This window comes from Plebeiibacterium marinum (assembly GCF_026013615.1).
Classification (GTDB): domain Bacteria; phylum Bacteroidota; class Bacteroidia; order Bacteroidales; family Marinilabiliaceae; genus Saccharicrinis; species Saccharicrinis marinus_A.
On the sequence record NZ_JAPDPI010000036.1, the window covers coordinates 33,432 to 52,906 of the forward strand.

At 31.5% G+C, this 19,475-nt stretch carries 17 protein-coding genes; 15 read left to right on the forward strand and 2 right to left on the reverse strand.

From position 1 onward, the window contains the following. The first annotated feature begins 257 nt into the window (after window positions 1-257). From OM074_RS15540 to OM074_RS15570, 7 genes are all read left to right on the forward strand, one after another. Window positions 258-1,379 carry a helix-turn-helix domain-containing protein gene (locus OM074_RS15540; RefSeq protein WP_301201078.1) on the forward strand — a complete coding sequence of 374 codons (1,122 nt, stop codon included), beginning with the start codon at window positions 258-260 and terminating at the stop codon, window positions 1,377-1,379. A gap of 304 nt (window positions 1,380-1,683) precedes the next feature. Further along, window positions 1,684-3,045: a TolC family protein gene (locus tag OM074_RS15545; RefSeq protein ID WP_301201079.1), complete on the forward strand. Its 1,362-nt coding sequence runs from the start codon at window positions 1,684-1,686 to the stop codon at window positions 3,043-3,045. Between the two features lie 195 nt (window positions 3,046-3,240). Further along, window positions 3,241-4,311 carry an efflux RND transporter periplasmic adaptor subunit gene (locus OM074_RS15550; RefSeq protein WP_301201080.1) on the forward strand — a complete coding sequence of 357 codons (1,071 nt, stop codon included), beginning with the start codon at window positions 3,241-3,243 and terminating at the stop codon, window positions 4,309-4,311. Between the two features lie 289 nt (window positions 4,312-4,600). Continuing rightward, window positions 4,601-7,711 (forward strand): efflux RND transporter permease subunit, encoded by a 3,111-nt coding sequence (locus OM074_RS15555; protein WP_301201082.1) that lies wholly within the window; start codon window positions 4,601-4,603, stop codon window positions 7,709-7,711. A 109-nt stretch (window positions 7,712-7,820) separates the two neighbouring features. Beyond that, window positions 7,821-8,945, forward strand: a complete 1,125-nt coding sequence (locus OM074_RS15560) for a helix-turn-helix domain-containing protein (protein WP_301201084.1) — start codon at window positions 7,821-7,823, stop codon at window positions 8,943-8,945. 19 nt (window positions 8,946-8,964) lie between these two features. Next, on the forward strand, window positions 8,965-9,930 hold the full coding sequence (locus OM074_RS15565; RefSeq protein ID WP_301201086.1) for an endonuclease/exonuclease/phosphatase family protein: 966 nt from the start codon (window positions 8,965-8,967) through the stop codon (window positions 9,928-9,930). A 113-nt stretch (window positions 9,931-10,043) separates the two neighbouring features. Continuing rightward, complete coding sequence (locus tag OM074_RS15570) at window positions 10,044-10,250, forward strand: hypothetical protein (RefSeq protein WP_301201088.1); 207 nt, start codon at window positions 10,044-10,046, stop codon at window positions 10,248-10,250. 61 nt (window positions 10,251-10,311) lie between these two features. On the opposite strand, the gene OM074_RS15575 is transcribed toward OM074_RS15570, so the two are convergent. Continuing rightward, window positions 10,312-11,388, reverse strand: coding sequence for a PD-(D/E)XK nuclease family protein (locus tag OM074_RS15575; protein WP_301201090.1), 1,077 nt, complete (start codon window positions 11,386-11,388; stop codon window positions 10,312-10,314). Further along, window positions 11,385-12,404, reverse strand: a complete 1,020-nt coding sequence (locus OM074_RS15580; RefSeq protein WP_301201092.1) for a helix-turn-helix transcriptional regulator — start codon at window positions 12,402-12,404, stop codon at window positions 11,385-11,387. The genes OM074_RS15575 and OM074_RS15580 overlap by 4 nt, the downstream gene beginning before the upstream one ends. Window positions 12,405-12,510: 106 nt before the next feature. Between OM074_RS15580 and OM074_RS15585 the strand changes: the two genes are divergently transcribed. The 8 genes from OM074_RS15585 (at window position 12,511) to OM074_RS15620 (ending at window position 19,408) form a co-directional block, all read left to right on the forward strand. Further along, window positions 12,511-14,070: a type I restriction-modification system subunit M gene (locus tag OM074_RS15585; RefSeq protein WP_301201094.1), complete on the forward strand. Its 1,560-nt coding sequence runs from the start codon at window positions 12,511-12,513 to the stop codon at window positions 14,068-14,070. Then, entirely contained in the window at window positions 14,067-15,233 is a 1,167-nt protein-coding gene (locus OM074_RS15590) for a restriction endonuclease subunit S (RefSeq protein WP_301201096.1), read from the forward strand. The genes OM074_RS15585 and OM074_RS15590 overlap by 4 nt, the downstream gene beginning before the upstream one ends. Before the next feature lie 28 nt (window positions 15,234-15,261). After that, window positions 15,262-15,867: a hypothetical protein gene (locus OM074_RS15595; RefSeq protein WP_301201098.1), complete on the forward strand. Its 606-nt coding sequence runs from the start codon at window positions 15,262-15,264 to the stop codon at window positions 15,865-15,867. Further along, on the forward strand, window positions 15,867-16,709 hold the full coding sequence (locus OM074_RS15600) for a hypothetical protein (protein WP_301201100.1): 843 nt from the start codon (window positions 15,867-15,869) through the stop codon (window positions 16,707-16,709). The genes OM074_RS15595 and OM074_RS15600 overlap by 1 nt, the downstream gene beginning before the upstream one ends. A 115-nt stretch (window positions 16,710-16,824) precedes the next feature. Further along, entirely contained in the window at window positions 16,825-18,099 is a 1,275-nt protein-coding gene (locus OM074_RS15605; protein ID WP_301201103.1) for an AAA family ATPase, read from the forward strand. 3 nt (window positions 18,100-18,102) lie between these two features. Continuing rightward, window positions 18,103-18,717: an RloB domain-containing protein gene (locus OM074_RS15610; protein WP_301201105.1), complete on the forward strand. Its 615-nt coding sequence runs from the start codon at window positions 18,103-18,105 to the stop codon at window positions 18,715-18,717. A 236-nt stretch (window positions 18,718-18,953) separates the two neighbouring features. Next, window positions 18,954-19,175: a DUF2188 domain-containing protein gene (locus tag OM074_RS15615; protein ID WP_301201107.1), complete on the forward strand. Its 222-nt coding sequence runs from the start codon at window positions 18,954-18,956 to the stop codon at window positions 19,173-19,175. A 59-nt stretch (window positions 19,176-19,234) separates the two neighbouring features. Next, on the forward strand, window positions 19,235-19,408 hold the full coding sequence (locus OM074_RS15620; RefSeq protein ID WP_301201109.1) for a hypothetical protein: 174 nt from the start codon (window positions 19,235-19,237) through the stop codon (window positions 19,406-19,408). Window positions 19,409-19,475: the final 67 nt, after the last annotated feature.

Genomic DNA, 19,475 nt, shown 5'->3' on the forward strand with positions numbered 1-19,475 from the left:
ATCTCTGCACTATACAAGCATTAACATTTATTAATATTAAAATACTAAAAGTGATGTTTTTTTGCCATTTAATGTAAGTTATTAACATTTATTTGTAAACAAATCACCTTTACCCAATAAATAATTAAGATATTTAGTATGATAAAAGTTGCTATATGTCAATAATAAAAAAGGTAATTTACATATAGAAAATAACATTGTGCTAAACCATTCAGTGAAAAATGTTACTTTGCAACTTAAAAACACATTAAATACAAATGTCAATTTTTCTACCCATACTATTTATAGGATCTGTTCAGGCTTTCTTTTCTGCCTTAATGATTGCATCAAAAAAAACTTCTGGCCCGGAGAAAATCTATTTGTCTTTACTGTTATTGATTATATCATTAGAGTTTATTTTTTATATCCTTGATATTTATAATATCATTCAATATCAATTCCCAGTCTTTCAATTTACCATTGGTCCGCTTATATATCTGTTTATAAAAGCAATCAAATCAAAAAACTACACTCTAAACATTGCGGATCTATTACACTTTATACCATTTACTGTATTCTTGTTTGTTTGGATCTTCTTTGTATACAACCTGGCTTCAATAAAATATAGTGATAAAATAAATTCTTATAGCAATTCCACCATCACATTTCTTATGGGTATTGCTTTATTTATAACACTTTTAACATACCTAATCTTAAGCTTAAAAGAAATTTATTCATACCAAAAGAACCTCAAATCTGTATTTTCCTATCACTCATTTAAGAATTCTCTAAATTGGATTAAGGTCATCGTTGTACTAATGGTAATTGGGTACACCTTAATGTTTACTTATTCATCATTGCTTTTATTTAAAATAATAAATATAGCTTTTAACCCTTTAGGAATCATTACTATTTCATTCACAATACTATCTTACCTGATTGGCTTTTACGGTTATAATCAACCAGCCTTATTTAATCAGAAATTTAACCACACAAATACGCAACACCAACCTACTGAAGAAAAAAACACACATAAATTAAACAAGAAAGAAACCGATCAGATAACAAAAAAGATAGAAGAAATAATGATGGAACAAAAACCTTATACTAAAGGCGATTTAACAATTGACGAATTAGCTTCCATATTAAACATATCTCGCTCTGGCTTAACACAACTATTAAACCAAAACATGGGCAAGAATTTTTACAAATTCATTAATGAATACAGAGTAAATGAAGCAAAAAATCTACTTGTAGATCCTGAATTTAAGAACTTCTCTCTTGTTGCTATTGGATATGAAGCCGGGTTTAATTCAAAGAGTACATTTAATTCATTTTTTAAGTCTCAAACCGGCATGACCCCAAGTGAATTTAAAAAAAGATACTCCCAAAAGAAATAAAGTTCGGAAAACAACTGTCCGTTAAAACAAAATTCCTTCTGCCAGTTCTTGTATATCTGAACCAAAACAAGAGAGCATTTTAGAGTTCATATAAAATCACTCTGCTAATACACAACAACCTTTATTTAGCCTAACATCCCATCACTACCAGTCTCTACCTCCCTGTTTTTCTGCCTCCTACACCAAACGAACACCTCAATCGCTTTGATTAAGACGTTATTTTAATGTGGGAGATTCTATTCAAACAATTCACCCAAAGCCAATTCATACATTTGATCATTCAGATAATTAAAAATAAATCGAAATGATAAAAAAGATCTTCTTTTTTCAATTACTACTTTCTTTTCTTTTGTTGAATACCTCAGCACAAGAAAAGTATGTAATGAATTTAAAGCAAATGCTGGAATTTGCGAAACAGAACAATTATGAAATCAAAAAGGCTAATCTGGAAAAGCTTAAAAGTGATCAGAAAATCAAAGAAGTCCGTGGTAATGGTTTACCACAGATAGAATCAACGGTAGAGTACAAAGATTACTTAAAGCTACCAACCATGATATTACCTGGTGAGCTGGCCGGAACCCCAGGGTCTGATTTACAGCTTTCGTTTGGTACTAAATACAATTTAGATGCAGGAGCCTCACTATCTCAATTACTATTTTCATTAAACTATTTAAGAGGTCTTCAAGTTGTAAAAAAAGCTTCCGAAATTAGATCATTGCAACAAGAGAAAGCTAAAATTGAAATGATTCAATTGCTGGTAAATGAATATTACAGTTTAATGGCCATTTATAAAAATCTTGAGATTATTGAAAGCAACCTTGAATCATTAGGTCAAACAAGAACAAAAACAAGACATCTGGTTGAAGGTGGTTTAGCGCTTAAAACTAACTTAACCAGGATAGACCTAAACCTTGCCAACCTGCAAACGCAAAAAGATCAGGTTTTAGCAGGAATTGAACTTCAGGAAAATAATTTAAAATACATTATCGGATTAGACGTTAATTCTGAATTAGTAGTCGATACAACAAACATATCACAATTATTCAGCAACAATGAATTAACAATATCTAAAAAAACAAACAATGATGTTCAATTGGAAAATTTAACTGAGATAAAACTTTTAAATGAGAATATTGAACTTAATAAATTGCAGATAAAGCAAACCAGGGCTGAGGCACTTCCATACATCGCAGCCTTTGCCAGTCATACATATCAGGCACAACGAAAAGAGTTTAATTTCACTGATAGCAGCAAAGATTGGTTTGGCGTTAGTGTTGTGGGTTTTACGGCTACAATTCCAATTTTCTCTGGGTTATCTAACAAGGCTAAAGTAAAAACAGAAAAGCTGAAACTTCTAAATACCCAGGATCAAAAAGAACATGCGCTAAGTGGATTAAAAATGCAATTTATGAATGCACTTATGCAATATAATACCAGTGTTAAAAACTGTATTGTACAACAACAAAACATTGACTTGGCTAAAGAAATAAAAGATCAGGAAGAATTGAAATACAATGAAGGTCAATCTACTTTAACCGATCTGTTAATTGCTGAGCAGGATTTAAGAAGTGCAGAAATCAATTATGTACAAAACTTTATTTCCATGAAGCAGGCTGAAGTAGACCTGCTAAAATCAGAAGGAATTTTAGAGTTTCATGAATTCTAAAATTAGGGTTCGCTAAAAAATATTTGCAAAGTCGAGAAAGACTTCATTTAACTATATAATAAAATCACTTAAAAATATCTGAGATGAAACGACCTATAAAAGTCCAAAGATCAAAAAAGTCAAATATTTCTCAAACAGAAGAGGCATAGTAAGGAAGTTCCATCGAATACAATAAAAATTTTAAATTATAATGAGATGAAAAAGATGATAAGAGTATCTGTTTATATTGCATCAATTGGAATATTATGCTTCCTGGTGTATTTTCAACTAAAGGGAAATAAGGAAGCAAACAAAGAAATTGCTGAGCTGGCCAACATTACAGGAAAATACTATCCGGTTAAAGCACTTGTCATTAAACCGGAACAGTATAAAACCTCATTTGAAACTACGGGTTTTTTAAAATCTCTTACTGATTTAAATTTAGTAGCAGAAACAAATGGTCGTATTACAAACATTTACAAACGAAAAGGAGATAATGTTACGGCCGGGGATGTTATTGCAAAAGTTGATGACCAATTACTACAAGCGCAACTGAATGCCACAAAAGCAAGCTATGATCAACTGGAAAAAGAAGTTAAAAGATTTACCAAACTGGCTAACGAAAATGCAGTTACCAGTCAGCAGCTTGAAGAAATAAAACTAAACTTTGAGACTGTTAAAGCTCAATATATTGCTGCTAAAAAGCAATTAGATGATACGAATATAAAGTCTCCTGTAAGTGGCTATATTGAAAATGATTTCATTGAAATTGGACAGTTCATCGGGAACGGAACGGTAGTATGTAACATTATAGATTCTAAAAACTTAAAATTAAACATCGAGATACCTGAAAGTGATTACAAAAAAGTAGAATTAGGAAAAACCGTAGACATCATTTCATCAACATACCCAGATCAAAATTTTACCGGAAAAATCATTTACATCGGAAAAAAAGCTGGCTATGGCAATAGTTTTAGTACTGAAATTCAAATTAGTAATAATACACATGGCTTATTAAAAGCAGGAATGTTTGTTACAACAAAAATTGATTTATTAGGTGATGCATCTGATTATTTCATTCCAAGAAAAGCAATTGCCGGATCTTTAAAAGATGCTAATATCTTCATTGTAAAAGATAACAAAGCCATTTTAACTAAAGTTATCACAGGAAATGTTATTGATGACCAGGTTCAAATAGTAAATGGGCTGAAAGAAGGAGATACAATTGTCATCGAAGGTAATTACAATATCTATGATAAGGCTAATGTCAAAGTAATGAATCTATAATATAGATTTTACACACTAAATTTAAAACGAATGAAACGAGCCATGAGAATCGTTAGATCGACGAAGTCAAAATTTTCTCTTACAGAGAAGACATTATAGGCGAGTTCCATCGAATACCTATGGAAATAAAAATTATAATGAGATGAAACGAGCATGTAAAATTTAATTATTTAATTTTTCACACAAGCGAATGAAATATAACGTATTCATGAACACCGCTGAAAAATGAAATTTAGTGAATAATAAATTTTCTTGAGAGTTCCATGCAACAAACGAATAATATAAACGCATGAAAATAGTAAGTACATCTATAAAAAGAGGTACAGTACCTATTGTACTGTTTACCATTTTAATTCTGCTGGGATTATTTTCTGCAGCAAAAATAAAATACGCACTTATTCCTGAAATTACCTCTCCTACTGTTATGATTAGCACCATATATCCTGGAGCCAGTCCTAAAGATGTAGAACAATCAGTCACAGTACCTATTGAAGATGCAGTGGCCTCAATGGAAGGTATTGAGGAAATGACTTCTTCTTCAATTGAAAATTTATCTTTAATTACGCTTTCTTTAGCTTTTGATGCTGATGTAAACATTGCAGTGCAGGAAGTAACTCAAAAAGTAAATAGTATTGTAAATACACTACCTAATGAAGTAAAAGCTCCTTCTGTTGAGAAATTTGATATTAGTGCATTACCTATATTTATTGCCGGAGTAAATTCAAAACTTTCCGATAAAGATTTCTTTCAATTTGTCGAAGATCGAATCAAACCGGAATTAGCAAGTATACAAGGGGTTGCCAACGTTGGTCTTGTTGGTGGGGTTGAAAGAGAAATCAAAATTATGATTGATCCTTTAAAACTTAAAGCCAATAAGCTGAATTTGCTAAACGTCACCCAAATGATTCAGTATGCAAATATGGAATTGCCTACCGGAAAATTGCGTACGCCTACAAATGAAATGACAATTCGTCTATCTGGAAAAATCAGAACCATCGATCAGTTAAAAAATATTATTGTCGGAGTTGACAAATCAGGATCCATTCTTAAACTGGGCAATATTGCTGATGTTTATGATGGTATTGCTGATAAAGAAAAAATTACACGTATTAATGGCCTGGAAACAATAGGAATTGAAATCAGCAAGCAAAAAGATGCGAATTCAGTTGATGTTATTCGTTTAGTAAAAACTAAGTTTGCTGAACTTGAAAATCAATTTTCAACTGAAGGCATTAAATTTCAAATTGCAGAGGATCAATCAAAATTTACATTACAAGCTGCTACTGCCGTAGAACATGACCTAATGATTGCCATTATTTTAGTTTCGGTAATTATGGTTCTTTTCTTACATAGCATACGAAACTCTATTTTTGTGTTAGTGGCTATTCCCACATCTTTAATTTCAACTTTTACAGCAATGTACTTGTTAGACTTCTCTTTTGATTTGATTAGTTTAACGTCCCTTTCATTGGTTGTTGGTTCATTAGTTGATGATGCCATTGTGGTTATAGAAAACATATATAGGCATATGGAGATGGGCAAAAATAAAGTCCAGGCTTCATTTGATGCTCTTAAAGAATTAGGTATGACAGTAACTGCTATTACATTAGTACTTGTTGCTGTATTCCTTCCTATTGCTTTTGTAACCGGTATTGTAGGAGATATACTTAGGGAGTATGCCGTTACAATCGTTATATCAATGTTGTTCAGCCTTTTAGTTTCGTTCACACTAGTTCCCTGGATGACTTCAAAATGGGCAAAGTTGTCAACTCCAAAAAATAACATTTTCGGAAAGTTCTTAAACGGATTTGAAAATGCCATTGAAAGCATTAATAAAAGAGTCGTTATAGCCATGCACTGGTCTTTAAAACACAAAACCATTACGCTTATAGCCACGTTACTTGCTTTTTTCGGAACTTTTTTACTATTTCCTGCTGGTTATATTGGTGGTGAATTTGCATCTTCCGGAGACAGGGGAGTGTTTATGTTACGTATGGAATACTCTCACGATATTAGCCTTGATGAAAATAACACTGTGACTCGCAATATCGAAAAGTACTTATTGGATCAGAAAGACGTAAAAATGGTTTATGCTACTATAGGTAAAAAATCAGGTACAATAAGCACGACTTCTACTCCATATTTCAGTGAAATAACAGTTTATATGACGGATAAAAATGAAAGAAATGTTTCAACCAGTGTCTTTGCCCGTCAAACAAAAGCTACGTTGGAAGAAACCATTATGGGTGCGAAAATTAAAGCAGTTTCAGTTAACATTATGGGTAGCGAAGATGTTCCATTAAGTTATTTTGTAGTGGGATATGATGTAGATAGTGTTATGCAATATGCAGAACAAGTTAAAGAATGCATGGCCTCTATTGATGGTACTATTGAAACAGAATTGAGTGTTGATAAAAATAATCCTGAGTATGTGATCAATGTTGATAGAGACAAAATGTCAAAATTAGGCTTAGATCTGGCTTCTGTAGCAGGTATATTAAGAACATCATTTGCAGGTAATACCGATAATAAATTCCGTGATGACACAAAAGAATATGACATTAATATTCAATTGAATGCAGCTGATCGAAGAAACAAAAGCGATCTCGAGAATATTGTTTTCCCTTCAATAGCTACTAACGAATTAATTAAACTATCTCAATTTGCTGAGATAAATGAAGGTGTCGGTCCGTCAAGATTAGAAAGATATAACAGAGTTCCATCAACACAATTAACAAGCCAGATAATTGGTGTTTCTCAAGCTTCTGTACAAACAGCCTTTGAAACTAAATTAAAAGAAATTAAAGCTCCTGAAGGTACAAAAGTAACCACATCAAAACAAACCAGAATGATGGCAGAATCGTTCATATCCCTAGGCTTGGCTTTTTTAGCTGCTATTATTTCTGTTTACTTGATTATGGTGGTACTTTATGATAGTTGGGCCGATCCTTTTGTTGTGATGTTTTCTATTCCATTATCAATAATCGGTGCAATTTGGGCTTTAGCATTAGCAAATCAAACGTTAAACATTTTTTCTATTTTAGGTATTGTAATGCTGGTTGGTTTGGTTGCTAAAAATGCCATTTTGATTGTTGATTTTGCCAACGAATTACTAAATGAAGGTAAGAATCTGGTTGATGCTATTGAAACTGCAGTTAAACTGCGATTCCGTCCTATTTTAATGACTAATATTTCTATGATCATCGGACTATTACCTCTTGCATTTTCTCAAAGTGAAGGTGCAGAATGGAAAAATGGTATTGGTTGGACTCTTATTGGAGGATTAACAGTATCGATGTTTCTATCGATGATTATTGTCCCTATTGTATTTTATATTGTAAAAAGAATGCAACAAAAATGGGGAATTACCTCTCATTCAAAAATCCAGGTTGAAGAATAATTTTCAATAACATTCGATAGCAAATAGAAAGGTCTCTCAAAATACTGAGTGACCTTTTTTATTAATCAATAAGTTAAAATTTCTTAACTAGAAATAATATATTTGTAAAATGGATGATGCAATTATATACATCGGCTTAGCGCAGTCTGTTTTTTCAGCTTTTCTTATTTATTTCAAAAAGCCTTCTCTATTAGCTAATAAAATACTTGGCCTTTGGCTTTTTATGATAGCCTTATTATTTTCATTAAATGTTTATAAAATAAGTAATGAGATAACTATTGATTTATGGCCTATCTCAGCAAATATTATCATTACATTTCCTGTATTTTTATTTCTATATACAAAATATATAGTTACTGAATATAAGAAGTTTATTCTCTCGGATTTAATTCACTTTACACCTCTTATCATTGGGGTCGGAATTGCCATATTATATATCCCTAAAGATATTGACTTATACACTCCACTCATTGAGTCATTTGATGATAAACTTAAAGCATTAAGCTGGATTGGATATGTTTTTAAGTTCTCAATTTGGTTTTACAGCCTGTATGCACTTATCATTATTTATATCTATCGAACAAAAACAACAAGCTACTACTCTTTCTACTCAAACAAAATTAATTTAAGATGGTTGGTTGTATTAATAGTTTCTTTCTTTATTATATATAATTTAATCATTTATATAAGTTCAACTTATCACTTAAGTAGATTAATTACACATATAGAAAGATTCAGAAGTGGTTCCCTACTTATTTTTGTTTATATCGTAAGTATATGGGGATTTAGACAACATCAGTTATCTTCAAACGTAGCTCCCCCCGACCTCAACTTAAATAAAAAACCTTCAGAACTAGACTCAGAAAGATATACTAAATCAGGACTTAAAGATGAGCAAGCTGAGAAGTATATGCAAAAGTTAATTGACTATATGAACAATTCTCTAATCTGGCAAGAAAATGAATTATCCCTTGCCAAACTTGCTGATGAAACGCAAATTCCTAAACATTATATAACCCAGGTTCTAAATGAGCATATTAAAAAGAACTTTTACACTTTTGTCAATGAGTATCGTACTGAATATGCCATGAAACTGATTAAATCACCTAAATACAAAGATTATTCATTCGTTGCTATTGCCTTTGAAAGTGGCTTTAATTCTAAAACCGCATTTAATATCTTCTTCAAAAAATATACAGGTATGACTCCAAGTGAATTTAAGAAGAAAGAATAATAATTTAGGGATTATAAAAATGAAATCACTATTAACAATCCTACTCCTAATAACTTTCACCACAATCTGGTCTCAAAAACAAACATTACGTATTGCAACCTGGAATATAGAACACCTTGGATCTGCTGGTAGAGGTTTTCCTGAAATCAAAAAACAACTACCTGCACGGACCTCATCCGATTTTCAAATGATAGCAGCTCTTATAAAAGACACGTTAACATTAGATATTGTTGCAGTTCAGGAAATAAGTATAACAGGATTTAAAAGCGAAACAGCCTATTCTAAAGAACTATATCAAATCATTAGTTATTTAGGATCTGATTGGAAATACTATCTGGCAAAAATAGATACAACAGAAAGAGAAACTGAAATGCAAAATGCATTTATCTACAACACGAATAGTGCTCATCTTTCAAAAGTCTTTGAAATGAATATAAATGATTTCAAAGTTGGAGCAAAATCAATATTTGATAGAGTACCTTTAGTTGGCTATTTCAAAGCAACCAATCCCAAAGTAAAAAACGAAGACTTCCTCATCGTCAATCTCCATCTGGCTTCCGGACAAGATAATGACGAAAACCATATTGTTGCCATGATCATGGTAGAACAAAACCTAAATGAAGAACTAAAAGCACATGGAATAAGCACTCGCGAATACGATCGCATAATCCTGGGTGACTTCAACGATAACCCTTACTTAAAAGACGAAACAGGCAATAATGTCTACCTCCCAACACTATACAATTATATGAAATTAAAAGGCTACAAAGATTATGTCGATGAAACATTTCAAACAACAAGGATGAGCAAAAACATGAACAGTATTATCGATCATATATTAGTAAAAGAAAACTTACAAGAAAATATCCCAAGTTCAAAGGCAACCATATACAAACCAGATGTTAAAAACAAAAGTACTTTAAATAACTGGCGCTCTAACTATAGCGACCACTTTCCGATATCTATAGAAATCGATTTTAATTAATGAATCTTTCTTTGCAAAACAAAAATATTTTTCCAAGTGCAAATACATTGCACTCTACCTCGTTAATCTTGTACTGACAAAATAATTAATTAATCTTTTAAAATTTAAATGTTATGTACAAGTATTACGTAAACAAAAACCAACAATCAAATGGTGATCATGAAGTGCACAAAGAAGGTTGTCGTTACATGCCTGCTGCAGAAAACAGAATTTACTTAGGGGAGTTCTATTCGTGCCAGGGTGCTGTTAGCGCAGCCAAACAATACTACCCACGTGCAAATGGTTGCTATTATTGTAGTACTTCTTGCCACACAAGCTAAATGTTTATGGGGGATTTAGATATACAATTCTGATCCCCCATAAAAATATTATCACAAATAGCTATAATGTCGATTGTAAACGGATTAACCTTTTTACATCTTTATAAATAATCTCAATTAATCTATTCAATGTCATATCGATAGGAATCTTTACGGCCTGATAACGCATCTTCCCAAATTTATTAAACCCTCCTTTTTGTGGATAAATTTCCTTTGCTTCTTCCCAATTAAATTGAAACCATTCTTTTTGCTTTAAAAGTTGATGTGATATATTCTCGGTATTGTTATCACCCCAGGCAAATACATAATTCAGATAACGTTGACCATCCAGCATAATCCCATAGATAATGTTATCCTCATCAGAATAATCAATATTCATTACACCTTTTCCTCTTACCATATTAATAGAGATTACGATTTTACCTCGGTCTTCTTCGTGAATATACCTTTTCCTTTTAATCACTTCTTTACTAAAAGTATTATTTTCAAAAAGGTAAGCATGTAATTTATTTTGCAGATAAGAAAATTTTATTTTAATATAAAAATCATGCATTCTTATATCCTGAAAATATCGATATTGAGTTCCATGATAATCATACATCTCTTTTTCTGTATTTTCAGTAAGACCTTTTCCAACAATAGAAAGTCGTTCAATAAATAAGCAATAATCTTTAATTAAATTCTTGTGATACTTATTATCTACATCAATTATATCATAAAGCTCCTCAAGCATCTCCAATAGATCTAAGTATGATATTACATCCCATTTTTCAACCCTATCAAATGGAGGTTCAATAAGTGTCAATAAAATATATTTAGATGCAATATTACTGTTACTATAATTTATAAGCTGTTCCTCATCCGGAATACTTTTGACTTTATTTTCGATGACAATTTTTTCATTTGTTTCAAATATTATCGTTAAGTCAAGATTTTTGTTTTCTCTTAAAACTTTATGAATCACAAGTTCTTTTTCCAGAAACCTGGATGAAATAATCTTACCAAATTCAACTTTGTATTCATCACATAACCACGCAATAAAGTTACTATGAAATAACTCTTTTGAACTTAACGAAAGATTAAATAGTGGTGATCTTTTTAGAGCTTCAATAGTATTACTAATATGTGCTGTCATCATTTTTGTTTTTGTTCAGAATAATAAGAATGATACATTACTTTTATTTTCTTTGCTATGTCATCTCTAATATTCTCTGGTAATAATATTTCAACAGAATTCCCATAACTCAATATTAATGAGTAAAACTCATAATTAGGTATAAGTTGTAAACTAATCTCTACGTTTTCATCTGTCTCTTTAATAACCTTTTGACTATTATGAATAGGTTTGGTAATAATATATTGAGCCTGTTTAATATCTATTCTTAAAACAATATCCTTAATATTTTCATCTTTAGGCAAAGTAATCCCTACTATATCTTTAAAATACTTTTCTACTTCAACAAAAGTGTTTCTAATATATTTCTCCTCTGATAAACTTACTGCTTCAATCCTATCCAAAGCATAAATACCTACACTTTTATAAGTTGAACTATAACCTATCAAATACCAACGATGATTATATTGTTTTAGTAAATAAGGATGAACAATGAATGTATTTGCATTAGGCGATTGAAAAGGTTTATATGTCAACTTTATTGGTACATGATCATTAATATATTTCATTAGTGAAGAAATATATTCTACTCCCTTTACCTCTTTTTGTTCAAATGCAATAACTCCGTTCCTGCTATCATTTTTCAATAAATCACCTTGAAACTTAGCCTGAACCAAAGCCAACTCTTCATTGATTGAAAGTCTCGGAAAGTTTTTTAATAATCTTAACGCATCATTAATAGCTTCAATATCCGTCTCTGATAATTCCGAATGATCTATGGAATAGTTTGGGTCTTCATATCTAACCTCATTATTTTCAATTTTAATAGGAGCATCAAAACCTCTTGGAGGTAAACTTCGCATCAATTCAATATCATACCTGAAGGTGCGTAAACTTATTCCTTTATCAATCCCAAAATGTTCATATAGCTGATCTCCAATCTCATCTATTAATTCCTGTACTGTCCAGATACGACTTGTATTTCTCAAACAATTGTTAATAACTCGGTAACGGAAGCTGGCCTGTTTATTCCTCGGCATGTGTATTTTTTAGTTAGTTTTGTGCCAATAAAATTAATTTAATTTCACCAGTGCAAAAAGATTGCACTCGCATCTTTTTACTTTGCATTAAAATAAATCAAATAATATGCTCACAGGACAACAACGTAATGACATAGATAAAATATGGAAGGAATTCTGGCAAAACGGAATGACTGACCCTCTTAGTATCATTAAACAAATTACTTACCTTCTGTTTATTCGAAGTATAGATAAACAACAGGAAGCAAAAGAAAAGCAAGCCAACAAACTTCGTATGGAAGTGCAAGATCCTATATATACCGAAGATCAACGTGAATTACGATGGAATGTATTCAAGGATAAGGATCCGGAACAAATGTTTAGTCTTTTTCGAAAAGAAGGTGGAGTCTTTGATTTCATTAAAAATCTGGGAGCCAAAGGAGGTTTATTTGCCGAAACCATGCGCTATGCAAATTTTGACATCAACTCGCCAAAGCTTTTGGACAGAGTGGTTCAAATGCTGGATCAAATCAAATTAGAAGATCGTGATACCAAAGGAGACGTTTATGAATACTTACTTTCTAAACTATCCTCAGCAGGTATTAACGGACAATTCCGAACACCAAAGCATATTATCCGCATGATGGTAGATTTATTGCAGCCACAAACTGATGAATTGGTCTGTGATCCCGCTGCAGGTTCTGCAGGTTTTTTGGTTAGTGTGGTTGAATATTTAAGAGAAAACTATCCCGACGAATTTTACAAAAAGGAATTCCGTGAACATTTTAACAATGGAATGTTTAACGGTTTTGAAAGTGACAATACCATGGTAGGTATCAGTGCCATGAACCTGCAAATGCATGGTATCGACAATCCTAAACTAAAATACATGGATGCCCTTTCTGGTGATAACGCTATTAAAGACAAATACTCTTTAATATTAGCGAATCCACCTTTTACGGGTTCTGTAGATTACGATGGCATAGAATTAAGTTTGAAAAAAGCGCTTAATCTGGGTAAAACAGCCAAAAGTGCTAAAACAGAATTGCTATTCCTGGCCCTTATGCTACGCATGTTACGCCCGGGAGGACGATGTGCAGTTATTGTTCCTGCTGGTGTGTTATTTGGAAGTACAAAAAGTCACTTAGCTGTTCGTAAGAAACTTATTGACGAAAACCAACTGCAAGCTGTTATTTCCATGCCTTCCGGAGTGTTTAAACCATACACAGGTGTAGCTACTGCAATTTTAGTATTTACAAAAACCGGAACTGGTGGTACCGACAAAGTTTGGTTCTACGATATGAAAGCCGATGGCTACACCTTAGATGACAAAAGAGAAATATTGGGTAAACCGGATGAAAAAGAACCCGAAATACCCACTTTAAGAACTTACAAACACGAAGAAAACAATATTCCGGACATCATAGAAAAGTTTCATCATATAACCCAAAACCTGTCAGCGTCTAAAGACCTGACAGCGTTTGCACAAGATCGCTCCTCCCAACACTTCTTCGTATCCGTAGATGAAATCAGAGAAGAAAACTACAACCTATCATTTAACCTTTACCAGGAAATTGTTTACGAAGAAATTAAATATGATTCGCCCAAAGTAATAATCGATAGAATTAGCCAATTGGATATGGAACGTAAGGATTTAATGAAAGAGTTGGGAGGATTGTTGGGATGAGTTGGAAAAAAGTTAAACTTGGCAACACTGCAACTTTTACTAATGGATATGCATTTAAACCCCAAGATTGGGATTCAGAAGGGAAAGAAATAATTCGTATACAAAATTTGACCGGCAAAGGAAAAGATATTAATTATTTCAACGGTGATATTGATGAAAAATATAAAGTTACTAAAGGTGACTTATTGATTTCATGGTCAGCTACATTAGGTATTTTTGAATGGCAAAAAGAAGACGCTTGGTTAAACCAACATATTTTCAAAGTAGTGTTTAATAAAATGGCTATTGACAAAGCATTCTTCAAACATTTAATTTCATCAATATTAATGTCGTTTTCCCAAAGAGTACACGGTTCAACAATGAAGCATATAACTAAGGGAAATTTTGACAACACCGATGTATCTATACCTTCTCTTCCCGAGCAAAAAAGAATAGCAACTATATTAGACAAAGCCGAGGCCTTATGCCAAAAAAACAAAGAACAACTGGCCGTATACGATGAGCTTTTGCAATCTGTATTTTTAGATATTTTTGGTGATCCGGTGAGTAATCCTATGGGGTGGGAGAAGAAAGTATTGATTAATCTTATTTCAAATATTGATGGAGGATGGAGTCCAAAATGTGATGGTTTTTCTAGAAAAAGTAAAGAAAATTGGGCTATATTAACTTTATCATCCATATCAGAAAGAACATATAAAGAGACTTTTAATAAAAACCTACCTGAGTCTTTGTCTCCCAAAACAAACTTAGAAGTTAAATCAAACGATTTACTTTTTTCACGTAAAAACACAAAAGAATTAGTTGGGGCGTGCGCATATGTTTTTAATACTCAGCCTAAACTAATGATTCCTGATACGATCTTTAGAATCAATTATATTCCACTGAAAATTAACGGGGTTTATACATATTTTTTATTGAACCATATTAATTTCAGGAAAAGTATACAAAAACTTGCTACAGGCAGTGCCGGATCAATGCCAAATATTTCAAAAGAAAAACTTAAAAAATTATATATTCCACTTCCTCCAATAACTCTTCAAAACAAATTTGCTCAAATAGTTGAAAATATTGAAGCTCAAAAGGAATTATTAAAAAAGAGTATAAACGAGAGTGATGATCTATTTAATGGATTAGTACAAAAAGCTTTTAAAGGAGAATTATAGACAAAACCAATCACTTAAAACCTAAACTATGGGAAATGATACTATAAAAATGATACTAAGCATTATAATTCCAATATTTACTGCTTTTGTATCTGCTGTAACAACTCATTATTTTAACAATAAATCATTTCGTTCACCATTTAAAAGAACAAAAAAATTAGATGAGTTAAAAAGTCAAATGAACTTTTACGAAGAAATAGATACTGAATATTATAAGTTTATTAAAAAGAAATTTATTGAAGATGACTTTTATCTACAAACAGGTATTCATACCGATTATGATACTATTCCGAAATATATTGAATTCAGAAATCAAATAGGAGATAAATATAATTGGAAGCAAATCAAAAGAGCTCGTTCATACTTTTCAACTATATCTGAGCAGATTGAAGTAAGTATAACCAAAATCGAGAATATTATTATGTGGATTTTTTCAGTTATAGGTTTTCTTTTAATATTTGCTGCAGTTGTTTTTATCAATATTCAAAAAGATGGAACCTTAACAGAAAAACTTGCCCTTTTATCATTAGTTTTTGTATCCGTATTTTTTGGCTTTGCATTTATAAAAGCTGTAGATCCTATTTATATAGCAAATCAAATGAAAAAGAGTTTAATCAAATCTCAACAAGTATAATGATTAGAATAGATATTCAAAAAAAGATTGATTATAAGGTTACTCTCGCAATTGAAGAGTTATTACAAACAGCTAGAACCCAGCAATTACATCCATGTGAACTATTATTGGTTCAACAACATGGACATTTTTGGAATATCAATGGTAAAAAAGAATACATGATTGGTCCTGGTGAAGTAGGATTAAGTGCCTTTTCCCATATAAATTATATTTATCGTCAAGCCAGAACTTTTCACTGGCAAGAAAATCTGGATTACAAAACCATCAATAAAAACCAACTTACAGCAATAGAAGATACTATTCACTCAGAAAAATTATTATACCTAAAAATCTGGGAAAACAATTACCTATTAGAACTATTTACTCAACTTTCAATTTTAGCTCAAGGTAAACATTACGATTGGGATCTTGAAATACCGACAACTCAAAAAAGCAATACAAAAGCAGACCATATACGAAATAATATAAAAAATCCATTACAAAATTTATGTCCCAAATTTTATGAAATTTTAAATAAATCCTATTCTCAACAATTACGGAATGCAATAGCACATTCTCAATATGAATTCATTCAAGGTGGCATTAAATACTTGAATTATAATCCTAGTAAGTTTTGCACTATTGAAGCAATGGGTTATACAGATTGGGAAGAAAGAATTGCATATACATTTGCAATATTCTTTGGTTTACATCGTCTCATGGATATTATTCAAGAAGCTTATGCTAAAAAAACATTAGCCCAAGGAAATTCAATTGAAGTGAAAATTCCATACAAAGATGGATATGCTTACCAATTCTTAACATATATAGAGAATCAAAAAAGATGGGTTTTTAAACATTAAAAATTATGTTCTTTTTTAAAATATTGCAATTAAATTGCAATATCACAGAATACAATTGCAAACAATACTTCTTTTTGCTATATTTGTAAATAAATTACAATAAATATAAATAGAGATGATACAAGAGCTAAAAATAAAGAATTTCCTGTCATTTAAAGATGAGGTTGTATTCAGTTTTGAGGCTACATCTGATAAAACATTAGAAAATTACTATGTAGCCGAACAACCTGATGGTACACGACTTTTAAAGTTGGCTATGGTATATGGGGCAAATGCCTCAGGTAAAAGTAACTTAATAGCTGCTTTTCAGTTTTTGAACGATTTCACTTCCAATATACCGGAGGAAAAGGGAATGGATACACAGTTTGTTCCATTTATGTTTGACAAAACAATTTTAAAACCTGGAGTATTAGAACTGATATTTTATCCTAACGGGAAAAAGTATAAATATCAATTAATTATTAATCCATCCGAAGTTTTAGAAGAAAAACTTTTTTTCTATCCGGGAACGCAACCTGCCGTTGTATTCGAAAGAACCTTTAACGAAAAAAGCAAAACATCGATAATTGAATTTGGTGCAAAAATTAATATTTCAAATCAGGCGAAAGAAGCTATACAATTAAAGACATTAAAAAACACTTCTGTTTTAGCAGCATACAATCAGGTAAACCTTTCAATAGCCGAAATAGATACGGTTAATGAATGGTTTGAAGATCAATATTTAAATTCAATCGATCCATACATGGATCTTACCGGATATTCTGATGATGCGATTCAAAAAAGTAATGACGTAAAAGAACACGTTTTAGAATTTCTTAAAGAAGCAGATTTTAATATTACGGATGTCAAGTTCGAAGATAAGATAAGAAAGTTACCCGATTTCTTATTAAAAAATATTGATTCATCCCCTTTTTCTGACGAACAAAAGGAACAAATTAAAAAAGAAAAGGCAATTCATATTGAAGAGACAGTTTTTACACATAAAGTTTTGATGGATGGAGAAGAAAAATATTTTTCTCTACCGGAAAGAAGGCAATCAAAAGGAACCTTAAGATATTATGGTCTTTCTGCTCCTTTTTATCACACTATACAACGTAATGCTTTTCTTCCAATTGATGAAATCGGTTCGGCTCTGCATCCACTATTAGTCATTCATTTTATTTCAGAATTTCTTAAAAAATCAGAAAGAGCCCAATTGTTATTCACAACACATAACATGTCTCTTTTAAATGAAAAAGATATTCTAAGAAAAGATGCTATATGGTTTACAGAGAAAAAAGAAGATGGAGCTACTGATTTATTTTCGATGTCAGACTTCAACTTCCGTAAAGAGTTGTCTTTTTTCAATGCATATAAAATTGGAAAATTTGGTGCAATACCTGAACTGTAATCTATGAGAAGAGCAAGAAAAGAACGTCGATTCAAATTAAAATATGCTGTCCTAGGTGAAGGCATTACTGAACAGTGGTATTTAAGTCATCTCAAGAAATATAAAGGCTATATATATAATATTAGACCTTCATTATTTGCAGATGTTAGCATTGAAAAAGCAGAAGGTATTATTGACGAACTGCTTTCAGGAGGATGTGACCAGATTACTTTTTTAACAGATTACGATTCCATTGTGAATCAAGGAAAGAAAGATGTATTCGATAAAATTGTAGATAAATATAAAGATATTGAGGAGGTCTTAATTTGTGATTCCATGCCTAGTATTGAATATTGGTTTTTATTGCATTTCAAATACACAACAAAAGAGTATCTTAATTGTGAGCAGGTTATCAAAGATCTTAAAACTCATATTTCTGACTACTCTAAAAAAGAGGTGTATTTAAAACAAGATAAATGGTTTAAAAGATTAATAGCAAACGATGGTTTAAACAAGGCCATTAGAAATGCCAATAACGGATTAAAACAATACGAAAAGGGGAATGTTGGAGATCATTTTCCATTTTCAAAAATACATGAAGCTTTAAATGCTTTTGAAAATCATATAAAGAAAAAATAGATACCAGATAAATTAATTACAAACTAAATGGAGAAATAAATAGGACAAGAATAAATAAAACATAAGAGCTTAAAACTCAAAAAGCGAATATCTATCGTTCCGCCAAGACACCAGGATATTCACTTTTTGCTACGCAGATTTTGATTTCCAGGAAATCCACAAACCTTGCTCGGGCTTGTTGTATCCGCACATTTCGTTTGCGAAAATAGAATTAATAATTTAAAAATAAAGAAAACATGGGCAAAAATCAACATGTTGTTCCTCATAATAACAAATGGGCAGTAAAAGGTGCCGGTAATAATAAAGCTACGAGAATCACTAATACTCAAAAAGAAGCTATTGATATAGCTAAAAGTATTTCTAAAAATCAACATTCAGAGCTTATTATTCATCGTCCCAATGGACAAATCCGTGATAAAAACAGTTACGGTAACGATCCGTTCCCTCCACGAGGATAGATAACTAAATGTTTAACAGAAGGAGAGTTTCCCTCTCCTTCTAATCAAATTTAATAATAATGGTAAAAAACTATAAATCACTTTTAGAAAATCAGGCAAAAAGAATGAATCCTGATAAAATTGAGATACAAAGATCCCTTTTCGAAGAACTACAAAGAACTCCACATGATGACTTAGTTCAATATATCAAAAAAGCCATGTTTGGTGGTAAGCATCCGGTAAACCACGCATAGGAAGCATTCATGCCAATATCTAAGTTTGGGCAAACTAAAAAATATTGGTATGTTGAATGAGAGAAAG

Bases quoted from the DNA above. Each gene is read 5' to 3' on its own strand.
- OM074_RS15540 (WP_301201078.1), top strand. From the start codon at position 258: ATGTCAATTTTTCTACCCATACTATTTATAGGATCTGTTCAGGCTTTC.
- OM074_RS15600 (WP_301201100.1), top strand. From the start codon at position 15,867: ATGATTAGAATAGATATTCAAAAAAAGATTGATTATAAGGTTACTCTC.
- OM074_RS15560 (WP_301201084.1), top strand. From the start codon at position 7,821: ATGGATGATGCAATTATATACATCGGCTTAGCGCAGTCTGTTTTTTCA.
- OM074_RS15575 (WP_301201090.1), bottom strand. From the start codon at position 11,388: ATGATGACAGCACATATTAGTAATACTATTGAAGCTCTAAAAAGATCA.
- OM074_RS15605 (WP_301201103.1), top strand. From the start codon at position 16,825: ATGATACAAGAGCTAAAAATAAAGAATTTCCTGTCATTTAAAGATGAG.
- OM074_RS15585 (WP_301201094.1), top strand. From the start codon at position 12,511: ATGCTCACAGGACAACAACGTAATGACATAGATAAAATATGGAAGGAA.
- OM074_RS15615 (WP_301201107.1), top strand. From the start codon at position 18,954: ATGGGCAAAAATCAACATGTTGTTCCTCATAATAACAAATGGGCAGTA.
- OM074_RS15620 (WP_301201109.1), top strand. From the start codon at position 19,235: ATGGTAAAAAACTATAAATCACTTTTAGAAAATCAGGCAAAAAGAATG.
- OM074_RS15545 (WP_301201079.1), top strand. From the start codon at position 1,684: ATGATAAAAAAGATCTTCTTTTTTCAATTACTACTTTCTTTTCTTTTG.
- OM074_RS15610 (WP_301201105.1), top strand. From the start codon at position 18,103: ATGAGAAGAGCAAGAAAAGAACGTCGATTCAAATTAAAATATGCTGTC.
- OM074_RS15550 (WP_301201080.1), top strand. From the start codon at position 3,241: ATGAAAAAGATGATAAGAGTATCTGTTTATATTGCATCAATTGGAATA.
- OM074_RS15590 (WP_301201096.1), top strand. From the start codon at position 14,067: ATGAGTTGGAAAAAAGTTAAACTTGGCAACACTGCAACTTTTACTAAT.
- OM074_RS15595 (WP_301201098.1), top strand. From the start codon at position 15,262: ATGGGAAATGATACTATAAAAATGATACTAAGCATTATAATTCCAATA.
- OM074_RS15555 (WP_301201082.1), top strand. From the start codon at position 4,601: ATGAAAATAGTAAGTACATCTATAAAAAGAGGTACAGTACCTATTGTA.
- OM074_RS15580 (WP_301201092.1), bottom strand. From the start codon at position 12,404: ATGCCGAGGAATAAACAGGCCAGCTTCCGTTACCGAGTTATTAACAAT.
- OM074_RS15565 (WP_301201086.1), top strand. From the start codon at position 8,965: ATGAAATCACTATTAACAATCCTACTCCTAATAACTTTCACCACAATC.
- OM074_RS15570 (WP_301201088.1), top strand. From the start codon at position 10,044: ATGTACAAGTATTACGTAAACAAAAACCAACAATCAAATGGTGATCAT.